Genomic DNA, 19,751 nt, shown 5'->3' with positions numbered 1-19,751 from the left:
GCCAGATGGAGAACGAGGACAAGCTCCGCGACTACCTCAAGCGGGCCACCACCGACCTGCGCAGCGCACGCAGGCGCCTGCGCGAGGTCGAGGAGCGCGACAGCGAGCCGATCGCCATCATCGGCATGAGCTGCCGCTACCCCGGCGGCGTCGAGTCGCCCGAGGACCTGTGGCGGCTGCTCGCCGACGACGGGGACGCCGTGGTGGAGTTCCCGGCCGACCGCGGCTGGGACGTCGAGGCGCTCTACGACCCCGACCCCGACCACGCGGGCACCTCGATCACCCGGCACGGCGGCTTCCTCCAGGGCGCCACCGGCTTCGACCCGGCGTTCTTCGGGATCAGCCCGCGCGAGGCCCTGGCGATGGACCCGCAGCAGCGCCTCCTCCTCGAAACCTCCTGGGAGGCCTTCGAACGCGCGGGCATCGACCCCGAGCAGGCCAGGGACACCCGGACCGGCGTGTTCGCGGGCGTGATGTACAACGACTACGCGGCGCGCCTCCCGCAGGCACCCGAAGGGTTCGAGGGCTTCCTCGCCAACGGCAGCGCGGGCAGCATCGCCTCCGGCCGCATCGCCTACACCCTCGGCCTCGTGGGACCCGCGGTGACGGTCGACACGGCGTGCTCGTCGTCCCTCGTGGCCCTGCACCTGGCGATGGTGGCCCTGCGCCGCGAGGAGTGCTCCCTCGCGCTCGCGGGCGGCGCCACGTTCATGTCCACGCCGCGCACGTTCGTCGACTTCAGCCGCCAGCGCGGACTCGCCCGGGACGGCCGGTGCAAGGCGTTCTCCGACAGCGCCGACGGCACCGGCTGGGGCGAGGGCGTCGGCATGCTCCTCGTCGAGCGCCTTTCCGACGCCCGCCGCAACGGCCACCCCGTCCTCGCGGTGGTCCGCGGCTCCGCGGTGAACCAGGACGGCGCGTCCCACGGCCTGACGGCCCCCAACGGACCGTCCCAGCAGGCGGTCATCACCCAGGCCCTGGCGAACGCGCGGCTCACCCCGGAGCAGGTCGACGCGGTCGAGGCCCACGGCACGGGCACCACGCTCGGCGACCCCATCGAGGCCCAGGCCCTCATCGCCACGTACGGCCAGGACCGGCCCGATGACCGGCCCCTGTGGCTGGGTTCGCTGAAGTCGAACATCGGCCACGCCCAGGCCGCCGCAGGTGTCGGCGGCATCATCAAGATGGTCCTCGCGATGCGGCACGGCGTGCTTCCGCGCACCCTGCACATCGACGAGCCGAGCAGCCACGTCGACTGGTCCGCGGGCACCGTGGCGCTCCTCACCGAGCGGCAGCCGTGGCCGGAGGCCGGCGAACCGCGCCGCGCCGGTGTGTCCTCGTTCGGCGTCAGCGGCACGAACGCCCACGTCATCCTGGAGGAGCCGCCCGCCGCGGAGCCGGTGCCCCCGGCCGCCGATCTGCCCGCCGCGCCCGTCGTGCCGTGGGCGCTGTCGGGCCGCACCCCCGACGCCCTGCGCGCCCAGGCCCAGCGCCTGCTGTCCACCGTGACGGGAGCCGCCGGATTCGACCCGGTGGGCGTCGGCTTCTCGCTGGCCACGACACGGACGGCGTTCGAACACCGCGCCGTGGTGCTGGCCGAGGACCCGACCACCACCACGGACCGGCTGACCGCGCTCGCCGAGGGCCGCGGCGCCCCCGGCGTCGTGGTCGGCGAGGCGGAGCCCCACCGGCTGGGCTTCCTGTTCTCGGGCCAGGGGTCGCAGCGCCTCGGCATGGGCCGTGAACTGGCCCAGCAGTTCCCGGTGTTCGCGGAGGCGCTGGATGCCGTGCTGGGTGAGTTCGACGCGTCGGTGCGTGAGGTGCTGTTCGGCGAGGACGCCGAGGCGTTGAACCAGACCGGGGTGACGCAGCCCGCGTTGTTCGCGGTCGAGGTGGCGCTGTTCCGTCTTCTTGAGTCGTGGGGTGTACGTCCGGACGTCCTGGCGGGTCACTCGATCGGTGAGCTTGCTGCCGCGCACGTATCGGGTGTGTGGTCGCTGGCGGATGCGGCGAAGGTGGTGTCGGCTCGTGCGGGGCTGATGCAGGCGCTGCCCGCAGGCGGTGCGATGGTGGCGATCCAGGCGACCGAGGAAGAGGTCGCTGCGGACCTGCCGGAGACGGTGGGTATCGCGGCGGTCAATGGGCCCTCTTCGGTGGTGATTTCGGGTGTCGCCGCCGCTGCGGAGGCGGTGGGTGAGCGGTGGCGTGCGGCGGGCCGTAAGGTCACCCGGCTCAAGGTCAGTCATGCGTTCCACTCGCCGCTGATGGATCCGATGCTCGATGAGTTCCGCCGGGTGCTGGAGAGCGTGTCGTACGAGGCGCCCGCGATCCCGATCGTGTCGACGCTCACGGGCGCGCGGGCGAGCGCTGAGGAGCTGGCGTCGCCGGAGTACTGGGTCCGCCACGTACGGGAGTCCGTACGGTTCCACGGCGCGGTCACGGCGCTGCGTGAGCAGGGCGTGGACGTCTTCCTGGAGGTCGGTCCCGGTGGCGTGCTGTCCGGTCTCGGACAGTCCGCCGCCCCTGAGGCCGCCTTCGTGCCCGCCCTGCGCGGCGACCGCCCCGAACTCGTCGCGCTGACCACCGCCGTGGGCCAGTTGCACGTGCGCGGTGCCGCGGTGGACCTGGCCGCCTGCTTCGACGGCAGCGGCGCCCGGCGGGTGGACCTGCCGACGTACGCGTTCCAGCGGGAGCACTACTGGCTGGACGCCCCGGCCGCCGACGAGGCCGTCGAGCGGATGTCCCCGGCCGAGGCGAAGTTCTGGGAGGCCGTGGAGGAAGGCGACCCCGCCGACCTCGCCTGGACGCTGGGCGTGTCGTCCGACGACCCGCTGAGCGCGGTGCTTCCCCGCCTCTCCGCCTGGCGCAGCAAGCAGCGGAACCGCTCCACCGCCGACGCCTGGCGGTACCGGATCGACTGGCGGCCGGTCGCCGCCGGACCCCGGCGGCTCGACGGCACCTGGCTGGTCGTGGCTCCGGCCGGGGAGAGCCGCGCCGAGTGGGTCGGCGACGCGCTGACCCGGAACGGCGCCGCGGCGCACGTCCTGTACGTGGACCCGGCGGCGGCCGACTGGGCGGAGCGGCTCGGCGGCGCGCCCGCTCCCGACGGAGTGGTCTCGCTGCTGGGGCTCGCCGCCGCGGACGGGCCGACCGTGCCCGCGGGCGTCGCGGCCACCATCGGCCTGTTGCGGGCGCTCGGTGACGCGGACGTGCCCGCGCCGCTGTGGTGCGTGACCTCGGGCGCGGTGGCGGCCGCCGACAGCGACGAGGTGGCCGGGTTCGCCCAGTCGACCCTGTGGGGCCTGGGCCGGGTGGCCGCGCTGGAGCACCCCGGACGCTGGGGCGGCCTGATCGACCTGCCCGAGGCGCGGGACGAGACGACCGGGGACCTCCTCGCGTCGGCCCTCACCGGGACGACCGGTGAGGACCAGCTCGCCGTGCGCGGCGGGCAGCTGCTCGGCCGCAGGCTGCTGCCCGCACCCCTGGGCGACGCTCCCGGCGACGGCTGGTCGCCGCGCGGCACCGTCCTGGTCACCGGCGGCACCGGCGCCCTGGGCGGCCGTGTGGCGCGCTGGCTGGCGGAGCGCGGGGCCGAGCACCTCGTCCTGGTGAGCCGCCGCGGCGCGGCGGCCGAGGGCGCGGCCGAGCTGGAGGCCGAACTCGTCGGCCTCGGCGCGCGCGTCACCATCGCCGCCTGCGACGCGGCGGACAGGGACGCCGTCGCGGCGCTCCTGGAGCGCGTCCCCTCGCTCACCGCCGTCGTCCACACGGCGGGCGTCGAGCACCCGGCCGCGCTCGCCGACCTCGACCCGGACGACCTCACCGCGTTCGCCGACGTACTGGCGGCCAAGGCCGACAGCGCGAGGATCCTGCACGAACTGCTGGCCGACGAGCCGCTGGACGCGTTCGTGCTGTTCTCGTCCATCGCCGGAGTGTGGGGCAGCGGCGGCCAGGCCGCCTACGGCGCGGCCAACGCCTACCTGGACGCCCTCGCCGCCCACCGCAGGGCGGCGGGCCTGCCCGCCACCGCCGTCGCGTGGGGGCCCTGGGGCGGCGGCGGCATGGTCGCGGACTCGGGGCAGGCCGGACACCTCCGGCGCGCGGGCCTCGCCATCATGGCCCCCGACGCGGCCCTCGCCGGTCTCGGCACCGCCCTGGACCACGGCGAGGGGCAGATCACCATCGCCGACGTCGACTGGGCCCGGTTCGCGGACACCTTCACGGCACAGCGGCCCAGCCCGCTCCTGCGCGAACTGCCGCAGGCCCGCGCCGTGTTCGACGCGGCCCCCGCGGAGCACGAGGGCACCTCGGCGCTCGCCCGGCGCCTGGCGGGCCTGACCGAGGCCGAGCAGGAGCGGCAGCTGACCGAGCTGGTCCGCTACGAGGCCGCGACCGTGCTCGGGCACGTCTCCGGCGACGCCTTCTCACCGACGCGTGCCTTCAGGGAGCTGGGCTTCGACTCCCTCACGGCGGTGGAGCTGCGCGCCCGGCTCGGCGAGGCGACCGGTCTCGCCCTGCCCGCGTCCGTGGTCTTCGACTACCCGACGGCCGCCGCCCTGGCCGCCCACCTGCGGACCGAACTGTCCGGTGCGGCCCCCGCGGCCGCCGCGCCCCTCGCCGTCTCCGGGGCGACCGACGAGCCGATCGCGATCGTGGCGATGGCCTGCCGGTTCCCCGGCGGCGTGAGCAGCCCGGAAGGCCTGTGGGACGCACTCCTGGCGGGCGAGGACGCGGTCACGGAGTTCCCGGCCGACCGCGGCTGGGACCTGGAGGGGCTCTACGCCCCCGACCCGGACACCGCCGGTGTCGGTACGTCGTACTCCCGCAGGGGCGCCTTCCTCGACCGCGTCGCGGACTTCGACGCGGACTTCTTCGGGATATCCCCGCGCGAGGCCCTCGCCATGGACCCGCAGCAGCGCCTCCTCCTCGAAACCTCCTGGGAGGCCTTCGAACGCGCGGGCATCGACCCGAACGCACTGCGGGGCAGCCGGTCCGGTGTCTTCGTCGGCACCAACGGCCAGGACTACACGACGCTGATGATGGCCGCGCCGGAGACCGTCGAGGGCTACCTGGGCACCGGCAGCGCGGCGAGCGTCATCTCCGGCCGCCTCTCCTACACGTTCGGTTTCGAGGGTCCGGCCGTCACGGTGGACACGGCGTGCTCGTCGTCCCTGGTGGCGCTGCACCTGGCGGTGCAGGCGCTGCGCTCGGGCGAGTGCGAGCTCGCACTCGCGGGCGGCGTGACGGTGATGTCGACGCCCGCCGCGTTCGTCGAGTTCAGCCGTCAGCGGGGACTTTCGGTGGACGGCCGCTGCAAGGCGTTCTCCGACGGTGCTGATGGCACTGGCTGGGGTGAGGGCGTCGGCATGTTGGTGGTGGAGCGTCTGTCGGACGCGCAGCGCAACGGTCACCAGGTGCTCGCCGTCGTACGCGGTTCTGCGGTGAATCAGGACGGTGCGTCGAATGGTCTGACGGCTCCGAATGGTCCGTCGCAGCAGCGGGTGATTCGTCAGGCGCTGGCGAGTGCGGGTCTGTCTCCGTCCGATGTGGATGCGGTGGAGGCGCATGGCACGGGTACGAAGTTGGGTGACCCGATTGAGGCGCAGGCGCTGCTTGCGACGTACGGCCAGGACCGGCCTGCGGGTCAGCCGTTGTTGCTCGGTTCGGTCAAGTCGAACATCGGTCACACGCAGGCCGCGGCCGGTGTGGCGGGTGTCATCAAGATGGTCATGGCGATGCGTCATGGCGTTCTGCCGCGCACGCTGCACGTGGATGAGCCGTCCTCGCATGTGGACTGGTCGGCGGGTGCGGTGGAACTGCTCACGGGTGAGCGTGCGTGGCCGGTGGTGGATCGGCCGTGGCGGGCTGGTGTGTCGTCGTTCGGGTTCAGTGGTACGAACGCACACACCGTCATCGAGCAGGCCCCTGTGGCGGAGCATGAGGAGGCCTCGGAGTCGCTGTCCGAGGGTGCGGTGGTGCCGTGGGTGTTGTCGGCCAAGAGCCCGGTAGCCCTGCGGGAGCAGGCCGCGCGGCTGAAGTCCTTTGTGGAGGCGTCGGCTGAGCTGTCGGCGGCGGACGTGGGCCGCGCGCTGGTGTTCTCGCGGGCGGCGCTGGAGCACCGCGCGGTGGTGGTCGGCGCCGACTCGCCGGAGCTGCTTGCTGCCTTGGAGGCCGTGGCCGAGGGGCGGGCCGGCGGCGCGGTGGCCACCGGCGTGGCTGATGAGCCCGGCCGGGTGGGGTTCCTGTTCTCGGGCCAGGGGTCGCAACGCCTGGGCATGGGGCGTGAGTTGGCTGAGCGGTTCCCCGTGTTCGCGGAGGCGCTGGATGGCGTGCTGGGTGAGTTCGACGCGTCGGTGCGTGAGGTGCTGTTCGGCGAGGACGTCGAGGCGTTGAACCAGACGGGGGTGACGCAGCCTGCGTTGTTCGCGGTCGAGGTGGCGCTGTTCCGTCTTCTTGAGTCGTGGGGTGTGCGCCCCGACATGCTGGCGGGTCACTCGATCGGTGAGCTTGCTGCCGCGCACGTGTCGGGTGTGTGGTCGCTGGCGGACGCGGTGAAGGTGGTGTCTGCGCGTGCGGGTCTGATGCAGGCGCTGCCCGCAGGCGGTGCGATGGTGGCGATCCAGGCGACCGAGGAAGAGGTCGCTGCGCACCTGCCGGAGACGGTGGGTGTCGCGGCGGTCAACGGGCCCTCCTCCGTGGTGATTTCGGGTGTCGCCGCTGATGTTGAGGTAGTGGCGGAGCAGTGGCGTGCGGAGGGTCGGAAGGTGACTCGGCTGCGGGTCAGCCACGCGTTCCACTCGCCGCTGATGGACCCGATGCTGGACGGCTTCCGACAGGTGCTGGAGGCAGTGTCGTTCGGCGAGCCCGAGATTCCGCTCGTGTCGACGCTGACCGGTGCGCGGGCGAGCGCTGAGGACCTCGCCTCGCCGGAGTACTGGGTCCGGCACGTACGGGAGTCGGTGCGGTTCGCCGATGCCGTGGGCACGTTGGCGGGCGAGGGCGTGGGCACGTTCGTCGAGGTCGGCCCGGGGGGAACGCTGTCCGCGCTCGGCGACGGCAGCGCGCCCGACGCGGTGTTCCTGCCCGCGCTGCGCGCCGACAGGCCCGAGGAAACGGCCCTCGTCACCACGGTCGGCGCGCTGCACGCGCGGGGCGTGACGGTCGACTGGAGCGCCTTCTTCGCGGGCAGCGGGGCGCCGCTGGTGGACCTGCCGACGTACGCGTTCCAGCGGGAGCGTTTCTGGCTGGACGTGCTGCCGTCGGTGGGGGATGTGTCGGCGGCGGGTCTGGGTGCTGCGGAGCATCCGTTGCTGGGTGCGAGTGTCGCGCTGGCCGGGACGGATGGTGTGCTCCTGACGGGCCGGTTGTCGGTGCAGTCGCACCCGTGGCTGGGTGATCACGAGGTCATGGGTTCGGTGGTGCTTCCGGGTTCGGCCTTTGTGGAGCTGGCGGTACGTGCGGGGGACCAGGTCGGGTGTGACCTGGTGGAGGAGCTGACGCTGGAAGTGCCTCTGGTGCTGCCGGAGGGCGGTTCCGTGCGCGTGCAGGTGTCGGTCGGCGCCCAGGACGCCTCGGGCGCGCGGGAGGTGACCTTCTACTCCAGCACCGGCGAGGTGGAGGAGGCGTCCTCCTGGACCCGGCACGCCGTGGGCGTGCTGCGCGAAGGCGGCCGCTCGGCCGGGCCCGCCCTGGTCGCATGGCCGCCCGCCGGTGCGGAGGCCGTGGACGTCGACGGGTTCTACGACCGCGTGGCCGACCCCGACTTCGCCTATGGGCCGGTGTTCCGGGGCCTGCGGGCCGTGTGGCGCAAGGGCGACGAGGTGTTCGCCGAGGTCGTACTGCCGGAAGGCGTGGACGCAGGAGGGTTTGGCCTGCATCCGGCGCTCCTTGATGCGGCGCTGCATGCCATTGGGCTGATGGGTGAGGCCGATGGGGCGGGCAGGCTGCCGTTCTCGTGGTCGGGTGTGCGCCTGCACGCTGCGGGGGCGACCGTGCTGCGGGTGCGGTTGGCGCCCGCTGGGGCGGATGGGGTGTCGCTGGCGGTCGCTGATGGGGCGGGTGCTCCGGTCGCCACGGTTGACTCGCTGGTGCTGCGACCGGTGTCGCTGGACCAGTTCGCCGGGGACGATCGCGGTGACTCGTTGTTCGGTGTCGACTGGGCGCCGGTTGCCCTGATGCTCGATGGTGATGTTCCGACTACTGAGTGGTCGGATCTGGAGGCGTTGGCCGGGCCGCGGGATGGCGAGCTGCCGGACTTCGTTGTGCTGTCGTGCCCGGTGGACTCCGTGTCCGGTCCGGTGGTGGGTGCGCGTGAGGCCGCGTGCTGGGCGTTGAACGTGGTGCAGAGGTGGCTCGTCGACGAGCGGTTGGCGGCGGTGCGTCTGGTCCTCGTGACCAGGGGAGCTGTGAGCACCGTTCCTGATGAGGGTGTGGGGGATCTGGCGCAGGCCGCGGTGTGGGGTCTGGTGCGGTCGGCTCAGTCGGAGAATCCCGACCGGATCGTGTTGGTCGACCTGGATGATGAGGCGGCTTCGCTGGAGGTGCTGCCTTCGGTGCTGGCCACGGGGGAGCCGCAGTTCGCGGTGCGTTCCGGCGAGGCCCGTGCGCCTCGCCTGGTCAGGGCGGCGCAGTCCGCGGTGGACGACCCGGGCTTCGGTACGGGCACGGTCCTGGTGACCGGTGCGACGGGCACGCTGGGCGGTCTGGTCGCCCGGCACCTGGTCGCGGAGCGCGGCGTAGGGAGCTTGCTCCTGGTGAGCCGTCGTGGCGCGGCGGCCGAGGGTGCCGAGGAGCTGCGTAACGAACTCACCGCGCAGGGCGCCGAAGTCATGTTCGCGGCCTGTGACGTCGCGGATCGGGATGCGGTGGCGGCTCTGCTCGCCGGGCACCAGGTCTCTGCCGTGGTGCACACGGCGGGCGTGCTGGACGACGGTGTGATCGCCTCGCTGACGCCGGAGCGGATCGACGCGGTGTTCCGGCCGAAGGCCGACGCGGCCTGGCACCTGCACGAACTGACCTCCGGTCTGGAGCTGTCGGCGTTCGTGCTCTTCTCCTCGGCCTCGGGCGTCTTCGGGACCCCCGGCCAGGCCAACTACGCGGCGGCGAACGCCTTCCTGGACGCCCTCGCCGAGCACCGCCGTGCCCAGGGCCTGCCCGCGACCTCCCTCGCCTGGGGCCTGTGGGACACGGCCGACGGCATGGCGGGCAGCCTCGACGAGAACGACGTACGCCGCATCACCAGCGGCGGCGCCCTCCCGATCGGCCCGACGGAAGGCCTGGCCCTGTTCGACACGGCGGGCTCCACCGGACGGGCCACGGTGGCTCCGATGCCGCTGGACATCCCCGCCCTGCGCCGCCAGGCGCGTACCCAGCCGGTACCGCACCTCCTGCGCGGCCTCGTACGCGGCACGGCACGCAGGACCGCCGCACCCGCCGCTGCCCGCTCCGCGCTCGCACAGTCCCTCGCGGGCCTCACCGCAGCCGAGCGGGACAACGCCCTGCTCGACCTGGTGCTCGGCCACGTGGCCGCCGTGCTCGGGCACAGCTCCGCCCAGGCGATCGCGCCCGAACGTGCCTTCAAGGAGCTCGGCTTCGACTCGCTCAGCTCCGTCGAGCTGCGCAACCACCTCAACGCGGCCACCGAGTTGGCCCTGCCCTCCACGCTGGTCTTCGACTTCCCGACGCCTGCCGCCCTCGCGGCACACCTGCGCGCCGAGCTGCTGGGCGGGGCCCTCGACGTCACGGTCGGCGGGCCCGTCGCGGCCACGACCGACGACCCGATCGCGATCGTCGCGATGAGCTGCCGATTCCCCGGCGGGGTCGAGTCGCCCGAGGACCTGTGGCGCCTGGTGACCGAGGGCGGCGACGCCGTGTCGGAGTTCCCGACCGACCGTGGCTGGGACGTGGAGGCGCTCTACGACCCGGACCCGGACGCGGTGGGGACCACGTACCTGCGGTCGGGCGCCTTCCTGTCGGACGTCTCCGGGTTCGACGCGGGCTTCTTCGGGATCTCGCCGCGCGAGGCCCTGGCGATGGACCCGCAGCAGCGCCTCCTCCTCGAAACCTCCTGGGAACTCCTGGAGCGGGCCGGGGTCGACTCGGCGTCGCTGCGCGGCGAGCGCGTCGGCGTCTTCGTGGGCTCGAACGCACAGGACTACGGGCTCGTCGTGGGCGGCGCCGCCGAGGACGTGGGCGGCTACATGGCGACCGGCAACGCGGCCAGCGTGGCCTCGGGCCGCCTGTCGTACACGTTCGGTTTCGAGGGTCCGGCCGTCACGGTGGACACGGCGTGCTCGTCGTCCCTGGTGGCGCTGCACCTGGCGGTGCAGGCGCTGCGCTCGGGCGAGTGCGAGTTGGCGCTCGCGGGTGGTGTGACGGTGATGTCGACGCCCGGTGCCTTCATCGAGTTCAGCCGCCAGCGCGGCCTCGCGCAGGACGGCCGGTGCAAGGCGTTCTCCGACAGTGCCGACGGCACCAGTTGGGGCGAGGGCGTCGGCATGCTCCTGGTCGAGCGCCTGTCGGACGCTCAGCGCAACGGGCACCAGGTGCTCGCCGTCGTACGTGGTTCAGCGGTGAACCAGGACGGCGCGTCCAACGGCCTGACCGCGCCCAACGGCCCCTCGCAGCAGCGCGTGATCCGTCAGGCGCTGGCGAGTGCGGGTCTGTCTCCGTCCGATGTGGATGCGGTGGAGGCGCATGGCACGGGTACGAAGTTGGGTGACCCGATCGAGGCGCAGGCGCTGCTTGCGACGTACGGCCAGGACCGGCCCGAGGGCCAGCCGTTGTTGCTCGGTTCGATCAAGTCGAACATCGGTCACACGCAGGCCGCGGCCGGTGTTGCTGGTGTCATCAAGATGGTCATGGCGATGCGTCATGGCGTCCTGCCGCGCACGCTGCACGTGGATGAGCCGTCCTCGCACGTGGACTGGTCCACGGGTGCTGTGGAACTGCTCACGGGTGAGCGTGCGTGGCCGGTGGTGGATCGGCCGTGGCGGGCTGGTGTGTCGTCGTTCGGGTTCAGTGGTACGAACGCGCACACCGTCATCGAGCAGGCCCCGGTGCAGGCCACTGAGCAGGGACCGGCAACGGAGCCTGCCTACGAGGGCCTCGTTCCGTGGGTGCTGTCGGCGGGCGACGAGGCAGCGCTGCGCGGCCAGGCCCAGCGGCTGTTGTCCGTGGTGGACGAGCACGCACCCGTTGACGTCGGCTACTCGCTCGCGACGTCACGGTCGGCGCTGGAGCGCCGCGCGGTGGTGGTCGGCGCCGACCGGTCCGAGCTCCTTGCCGCGTTGACGGCTGTGGCCGAGGGCCAGGCCAGCGGCGCTGTGGTCACGGGTGCGGGGGATGCGTCCGGCCGGGTGGGCTTCTTGTTCTCGGGCCAGGGCTCGCAGCGCCTGGGCATGGGGCGTGAGTTGGCTGAGCGGTTCCCGGTGTTCGCCGCGGCGCTGGATGGCGTGCTGGGTGAGTTCGACGCGTCGGTGCGTGAGGTGTTGTTCGGGGACGATGTCGAGGCGTTGAACCAGACGGGGGTGACGCAGCCTGCGTTGTTCGCGGTCGAGGTGGCGCTGTTCCGTCTCCTGGAGTCGTGGGGTGTACGTCCGGACGTCCTGGCGGGTCACTCCATTGGCGAGTTGGCCGCCGCGCACGTATCGGGTGTGTGGTCGCTCGCGGATGCGGCGAAGGTGGTGTCGGCGCGTGCGGGTCTGATGCAGGCGCTGCCGTCGGGTGGTGCGATGGTGGCGATCCAGGCCGCCGAGGAAGAGGTTGCCTCGGACCTGCCGGAGACGGTGGGTATCGCGGCGGTCAACGGCCCCTCTTCGGTGGTGATTTCGGGTGTCGCCGCTGACGCGGAGGCGGTGGGCGAGCGGTGGCGTGCGGCGGGCCGTAAGGTCACCCGGCTCACGGTCAGCCATGCTTTCCACTCGCCGCTGATGGACCCGATGCTCGATGACTTCCGTACGGTTCTGGAAGGAGTCTCGTACGAGGCGCCCGCGATCCCGATCGTGTCGACGCTCACGGGCGCGCGGGCGAGCGCTGAGGAGTTGGCGTCGCCGGAGTACTGGGTCCGGCACGTACGCGAGTCCGTACGGTTCGCTGACGCCGTGAGCGCGCTGGCGGGCGAGGGTGCGGGCACGTTCGTCGAGGTCGGCCCTGGCGGGACGCTGTCGGCGCTCGGTCAGGAGTCCGCGCCGGACGCGGCCTTCGTGCCGGTGCTGCGGAGTGACCGGCCGGAGGAGGCCGCCCTCGTCACCACGGTCGGCGCGCTGCACGCGCGGGGCGTGGCGGTCGACTGGAGTGCCTACTTCGCGGGCAGCGGCGCACGGCGCGTGGACCTGCCGACGTACGCCTTCCAGCACCAGCGCTACTGGCTGGATGCCCGGCCCAGCGCGGGCGAGGCCGTCCTCGACGAGGACGAGGCGCGGTTCTGGGCCGCGGTGGACAGCGAGGAGGCGACGGCACTCGCGTCGTCCCTGGGCATCACCGACGACGGCGTGAGCGATTCGCTGCGTACCGTGCTGCCGCTGCTGTCGTCGTGGCGGCGCCAGAGCCGCGAGAAGTCCGCGGTGGACAAGTGGCGTTACACCGTCGGCTGGCAGGCCCTCGGCCACCCGGCGACGACACCTCCCTCGGGCCCGTGGCTGGTCGTGACGCCCCAGGACGACGGGCGTGCCGACGCGCTCGGCGAGCTCCTCGAGGCCTGTGGCCTGGCGCTCGTCACGGTCACCACCGGAGCGACGGACCGCGCGGAGCTGGCCGACGCACTGCGCGCCGCCCTCACGCGAGGAGAGGCACGAGAAGAGATCAGCGGAGTCCTGTCGCTGCTGGCGTTCGACGAGTCGGCGCACCCCGGCCACCCCGCCGTACCGAACGGTGTAGCGGCCACCCTCGCGCTGGTCCGGGCCCTCGGTGACGCGGACGTGTCCGCGCCCCTGTGGTGCGTGACCTCGGGCGCGGTCTCGGCCGTCGCCGACGACACGGTCACGGGCTTCGGGCAGTCGATGGTGTGGGGCCTCGGCAGGACCGTGGCGCTGGAGCACCCCGGCCGCTGGGGCGGCCTCGTCGACCTGCCCGAGACCGTGGACGACCGGGCGGCCGCACGGCTGTGCGGGCTGCTGGGCGGAGCGGAGGACCAGGTCGCCGTGCGCGAGGCCGGAGTGTTCGCCCGCAGGCTCCGGCGGGCCGAACGGGCCGCCGCGGGCTCCGGCTGGACGCCGGGCGGCACGGTCCTGGTGACCGGCGGGCTCGGCGCCCTGGGCACCCGGGCCGCCCGCTGGCTGGCGGCGAACGGCGCCGAGCACGTCGTCCTGGCGAGCCGCCGGGGCGAATCGGCCGAAGGCGCCGCTGAGGTGCGGGCCGAGCTCGTCGAGCTGGGCGCGCGCGTCACCGTCGCGGCCGTCGACATCGCCGACCGGGACGGGCTCGCCGCCCTGCTCGACGGCCTGGCGGCCGCCGGTGACCCGGTCCGCGCCGTCGTACACACCGCCGGTCTCAACGACAGCGTCCCCGCCGCGGAGACCGACCTCGCGGGCTTCGCGGACGTGGTCACCGCCAAGGTGGCGGGCGCCGCGCACCTGCACGAACTCCTTGCCGACACGCCCCTCGACGCGTTCCTGTCGTACTCCTCGATCGCCGGTACGTGGGGCAGCGGCGGCCAGGTGGCCTACAGCGCCGCGAACGCCTACCTCGACGCGCTCGCCGAGCACCGCACCGCGCACGGCCTGCCGGGGACCGCGGTGGCCTGGGGCCCCTGGGCCGGCGGCGGCATGGCCGACGGCGAGGCGCAGCGGCAGCTGTCCCGGCGCGGACTCCAGGCGCTGCCGCCCGAGCTCGCGGTGGGCGCCGTCGCCGACGTGGTCGGCAGCGGCACGGCGAGCACGGTCGTGGCGAACGTCGACTGGGAGCGGTTCGCCCCCGCGTTCACGATCGGCAGGCCCAGCCCGCTGCTCGACGGCGTGGCCGAGGCGCGCGCCGCGGTCGCGGACCGGCCCGCCGGGCCCCAGGAGCAGGACGAGGAGGGCGCCGAACTGCGCCGCAGCCTCACCGGCCTGGACGCGGCGAAGCAGCGGGACCTGGTGCGCGCCCTCGTGGTGGCGCAGGCCGCCGCCGTCCTGGGGCACGCCTCGGCCGGCGCGGTCGAACCCGACCGGGCCTTCCGCGAGCTGGGCTTCGACTCGCTGACCGCCGTGGAGCTGCGCAACCGGCTGACGGTCGCGTCCGGCCTGGCCCTGCCCGCGACCGTGGTCTTCGACTACCCCAGCCCCGCGGCACTGGCCGAGCACCTCCTGACGGAGGTCGTGGAACCGCACGGCGGCCCGCACCCGGCGCGGGACACCGTCGTGGCGGGCAAGACCGACGAGCCGATCGCCATCGTGTCGATGGCCTGCCGCTTCCCCGGCGGAGTGACCAGCCCGGAGGACCTGTGGGACGTACTCCTGGCGGGCGGGGACGCGGTGACGGACTTCCCGGCCGACCGCGGCTGGGACCTGGAGGCGCTCTACGACCCCGACCCCGAGGGCGTGGGCACGACGTACTCGCGCAGGGGCGCCTTCCTCGACCGCGTGGCGGAGTTCGACGCGGGCTTCTTCGGGATATCCCCGCGCGAGGCCCTCGCCATGGACCCGCAGCAGCGCCTCCTCCTCGAAACCTCCTGGGAGGTGATCGAGCGGGCGGGCATCGACCCGAACACCATCCGCGGCGAGCGCGTGGGCGTCTTCGTCGGCTCGAACGTGCAGGACTACGGAATGGTCCTCGACGGGGCCGCCGAGGACGTGGGCGGACACGTGGCGACGGGCAGCGCGGCGAGCGTCATGTCCGGCCGCCTGTCCTACAACTTCGGCTTCGAGGGTCCGGCCGTCACGGTGGACACGGCGTGCTCGTCGTCCCTGGTCGCGCTCCACCTGGCCGTGCAGGCGCTGCGCTCGGGCGAGTGCGAGTTGGCGCTCGCGGGTGGTGTGACGGTGATGTCGACGCCCGCCGCGTTCGTCGAGTTCAGCCGTCAGCGGGGGCTTTCGGTGGACGGCCGGTGCAAGGCGTTCTCCGACGGTGCTGATGGCACTGGCTGGGGTGAGGGCGTCGGCATGTTGGTCGTGGAGCGTCTGTCGGACGCTCAGCGCAACGGTCATGAGGTTCTGGCTGTCGTTCGTGGCTCTGCGGTGAATCAGGACGGTGCGTCGAATGGTCTGACGGCTCCGAATGGTCCCTCGCAGCAGCGGGTGATTCGTCAGGCGCTGGCGAGTGCGGGTCTGTCTCCGTCCGATGTGGATGCGGTGGAGGCGCATGGCACGGGTACGAAGTTGGGTGACCCGATCGAGGCGCAGGCGCTGCTTGCGACCTATGGCCAGGACAGGCCTGCGGGTCAGCCGTTGTTGCTCGGTTCGGTCAAGTCGAACATCGGTCACACGCAGGCCGCCGCTGGTGTGGCGGGTGTCATCAAGATGGTCATGGCGATGCGTCATGGTGTGCTGCCGCGCACGCTGCATGTGGATGAGCCGTCCTCGCATGTGGACTGGTCGGCGGGTGCGGTGGAGTTGTTGACGGGTGAGCGTGCGTGGCCGGTGGTGGGTCGGCCGTGGCGGGCTGGTGTGTCGTCGTTCGGGTTCAGTGGTACGAACGCGCACGCCGTCATCGAGCAGGCCCCCGAGGCGACGTCCGTCGACGACGCCGAGCCGGTGGCACACGGTGTCGTGCCGTGGGTGTTGTCGGCGCGCTCCGGCGAGGCACTGCGCGAGCAGGCGAAGCGGCTCCGGGAGCGGCTCGACCAGGAGCCGGACGTCTCGGTCGCCGACGTCGCGCACTCGCTGCGCGCCCGCTCCACGTTCGACCACCGGGCCGTCCTGGTGGGCCTGGACCGGCAGGAGTTCCTCTCCGGCCTCAGCGCCCTTGCCGACGGCCGCGAGGCACCGAACGTCGTCACCGGTGTGGCCGAAGACCGCGGTTCCGGTGTGGTGTTCGTGTTCCCCGGCCACGGCTCGCAGTGGGTCGGCATGGCACTGGAGCTGCTCGATTCCTCGCCGGTGTTCCGCGCGCGGATGGAGGAGTGCGCGCGGGCGCTGGAAGAGCGCGTCGACTGGTCGCTGCTCGCCGCGATCCGGGACCCCGAGCTGATGGAACGCCTCGACGTCGTCCAGCCCGCCCTGTTCGCGGTCATGGTGTCCCTCGCCGCCGCCTGGCGGTCGTGGGGCGTCGAACCGAGCGCCGTCCTCGGACACTCGCAGGGCGAGATCGCGGCGGCGTGCGTCGCGGGCGCCCTGTCCCTGGAGGACGCGGCGCGCCTCGCCGTCGTGCGCAGCAAGGCGCTGACCGTCCTCGCCGGTCACGGCGGCATGGTGTCGGTCGCGCTCGGCGTCGACGCCGTACGGGAACTCCTGGAACCCTGGGAGGGGCGGCTCGCCGTGGGCGTCGTGAACGGCCCCGCCTCGGTGGTCGTCTCCGGCGACGCCGACGCCCTCGACGAACTCGTGCGGGACTGCGCCGGCAAGGGCGTGTGGGCGCGGCGGGTCCTGGCCGACTACGCCCCGCACTCCCACCACGTCGAGCGGGTCGAGGCGGACCTCCTCGCGGGCCTCGCGGACGTGGCCCCGCGCTCCGCCGACGTGCCGTACTTCTCCCCGCTCACCGGCGGCTGGCTGGACACCCGGGACCTGGACGCCGCGTACTGGTACCGGAGCCTGCGGCAGACGGTGGAGTTCGCCGACTCCGTCTCCGCCCTGGTGGCTGAGGGCTTCACGACCTTCGTCGAGGCGAGCCCGCACCCGGTGCTCGCGGCCGGTCTCGGCGAACTGGCGGGCCCCGACGGCGTGGTGGTCGGATCGCTGCGGCGCGGCGACGGAGGCCCGGCCCGCCTGCTGGCCTCGGCGAGCGGCCTGTTCGTCCGCGGCGGCCGGGTCGACTGGGAACTGCCCGGTGCGCGGCGCGTCGACCTGCCCACGTACCCGTTCCAGCGCGAGCGTTTCTGGCCCACCGCCTCGCACGCCGCCTCCGGTGACGTGACCTCGGCGGGCCTGGGGCACGTGGACCACCCCGTCCTCGTGGCCGTCACCGAACTCGCGGACTCCGAAGGCCTCGTGTTCAGCGGCAGGCTCTCCCTGCGCACCCACCCGTGGCTCGCCGACTACCGCGTCCTGGGCGCCGCGCTGCTGCCCGGCGCGGCCTACGTGGACCTCGCGCTGCGCGCCGGTGACCACGTCGGCTGCGCGTCCCTGGACGACCTGGTCCTCGAAGCACCCCTGGTGCTGCCCGAGCGGGACGGCGTCCAGGTGCGGCTGAGCCTCGACGGGCCGGACGCGTCGGGCAGGCGGGCGTTCACCGTGGACTCCCGCGGCGACGGAGGCGGGGACTGGACCCGCCACGCCACCGGAGCCCTCGCGGCCGGGGCGGAGCCCGTCACCGACGACCTCGTCGCCTGGCCGCCGAGCGAGGCCGAACCGGTCGACCTCGACGACCACCGCGCCACCGTCGCCGCCGCCTCCGGCGTCGACCACGGCCCCGCCTTCCAAGGCCTGCACACGGCCTGGCGCAAGGGCGACGAGGTGTTCGCCGAGGTGACGCTGCCCGACGGCGTCGCCGCCGACGGCTACGGCCTGCACCCGGCCCTCCTCGACGGCGCGCTGCACGCCGTCGGACTCGGAGTGAGCGCGCACGGCCTGCCGTTCTCGTGGGCCGGAGCACGGCTCCTCGCGACCGGCGCGACGACGCTGCGGGTCCGGCTGACGCCGGTCGGCGTGGACGCCGTGGCGGTCCTCGTCGCCGACGGCACCGGCGAGCCGGTCGCCGCCGTCGACGAGCTGAGCCTGCGGCCCCTCTCGGCCGACCAGCTCAACCTCGCCCGGTCCGCCCACCGCGACTCGCTGTTCGAGGTCAAGTGGGTCCCCGTGCCGGACGCCGCTCCCGAAGGCGGCACCTGGGCGGTCCTCGGCGGCGACACCGCCAGGCCCGCCCACGCGCTCACCGCGGCCGGGGAACCCGTCGACGAGTACGGCGACCTCGCCGAGCTCATCGCCGCCGTCGACACCGGTGTGCCCGTGCCCCGGTGCGTGGCCGTGACGCCCGGCGAGGGCGCGACGACGCCCCGCGAGGCGACGGGCCGCACCCTCGGCCTGCTCCAGCAGTGGCTCGCGGACGACCGGTTCGCCGAGTCCCGGCTCGTGCTGCTGACCAGCGGCGCGGTCGCGGCCGGACCGGACGAGGATGTCCCGGACCTGGTGCGCGCCCCCGTGTGGGGCCTGGTGCGGGCGGCACAGTCCGAGCACCCCGCGCGCTTCGTGCTCGTCGACGTCGACGAGCACGAGAGGTCCCTGACCAGGCTGCCCGCCGCCGTGGCGACCGGGGAGCCCCAGATCGCCGTCAGGAACGGCACCGCCACGGTGGCCAGGCTCGCCCGGCTCGCCGTGCCCGCCGACGCGCCCGAGCCGGCGGCGTTCGCCTCCGACGGCGCGGTGCTGATCACCGGTGGTCTCGGCGTGCTCGGCGGCGTGACCGCACGGCACCTCGTGACCCGCCACGGCGTCCGCGACCTGGTCCTCACCGGCAGGCGCGGCGCGGCCACGCCCGGCGCGCAGGAACTGCGCCGGGAGCTGGCGGAACTCGGCGCGCGGGTCGCGGTGGTGGCGTGCGACGTGAGCGACCGCGCCGCGGTCGCCGCCCTCCTCGCCGAGCACCCCGTGACCGCCGTCGTGCACACCGCGGGCGTACTGGACGACGGCGTGATCGGGTCCCTGACCCCGGAGCACGTCGACACGGTGCTGCGCCCCAAGGCCGACGCCGCGCACCACCTGCACGAGCTGACCCTGGGGACGGACCTCACGGCGTTCGTCCTGTTCTCCGCCGTCGCCGGTGTGTTCGGCGGACCCGGCCAGGGCAACTACGCGGCCGCCAACGCCTACCTCGACGCGCTCGCCCAGCACCGCAGGGCCGCCGGACTGCCCGCGACCTCGCTGGCCTGGGGCCTGTGGGCCGAGGCCAGCGGCATCACCGGCCACCTCGACGACGCCGACGTACAGCGGATGGCGAGGGGCGGCATGGTCCCCCTGTCCTCCGAGGACGGCATGGCCCTGTTCGACGCGGCCCGCGCGAGCGGCGCCGCGACCGCGGTGCCCGCCGCGATCGACCTGGCCGCGCTGCGGGCCCACCCCGAGCGGGTGGGGCCCATGCTGCGCGGCCTGGTGCCCACCCCCGCGCGCCGGGCCGCGCGGTCCGGCTCCGGCTCCGGCACGGTGCCGCTCGCCCAGCGGCTCGCCGGGCTCACCGAGGCGGAGCAGGACCGGGCGCTCGTGCACCTCGTACGCACCCACACCGCGGCCGTGCTCGGCTTCGCGGGACCGGACGCCGTCGAGGCCGACCGGGCGTTCAAGGAGCTCGGGTTCGACTCGCTGACCGGAGTGGAGCTGCGCAACAGGCTCGACGCCGAGGTGGACGCGCGCCTGCCCGCCACCTTGGTGTTCGACCACCCGAACCCGGCGGCGCTCGCCGCCCACCTGCGGACGACGGTGCTCGCCGACGGCGGCACGGCCGCCGCCGGAGTGCTCAGCGAACTCAACAAACTGTCGGTCACCATCTCCAAGCTCGACGCGGACGACGAACTCGCCGGAGACATCCGGCTCCGGCTCCGGTCGCTCCTGTCCACGTGGGACGACAAGGAGCCCGAGGCCGAGGCGGACGATCTGACCTCGGCGACCCTCGACGACGTCTTCGACATCATCGACGAGGAGCTCGGAAAGTCCTGACCAGCCGGTTCTCGGACCGTCAGCAAGACC

General features: G+C 73.7%; 1 protein-coding gene. It reads left to right on the top strand.

Going from position 1 to position 19,751, the window contains the following annotated elements:
- The first annotated feature begins 5 nt into the window (after positions 1-5).
- On the top strand, positions 6-19,721 hold the full coding sequence (locus C9F11_RS04140; protein WP_138957968.1) for a type I polyketide synthase: 19,716 nt from the start codon (positions 6-8) through the stop codon (positions 19,719-19,721).
- Positions 19,722-19,751 lie beyond the last annotated feature (30 nt).

Origin of the sequence: Streptomyces sp. YIM 121038, from assembly GCF_006088715.1 — a bacterium.
Classification (GTDB): Bacteria; Actinomycetota; Actinomycetes; order Streptomycetales; family Streptomycetaceae; genus Streptomyces.
Note: the sequence above shows the minus strand (reverse complement) of the source record. Positions and strands in the feature narration are given on the sequence as shown.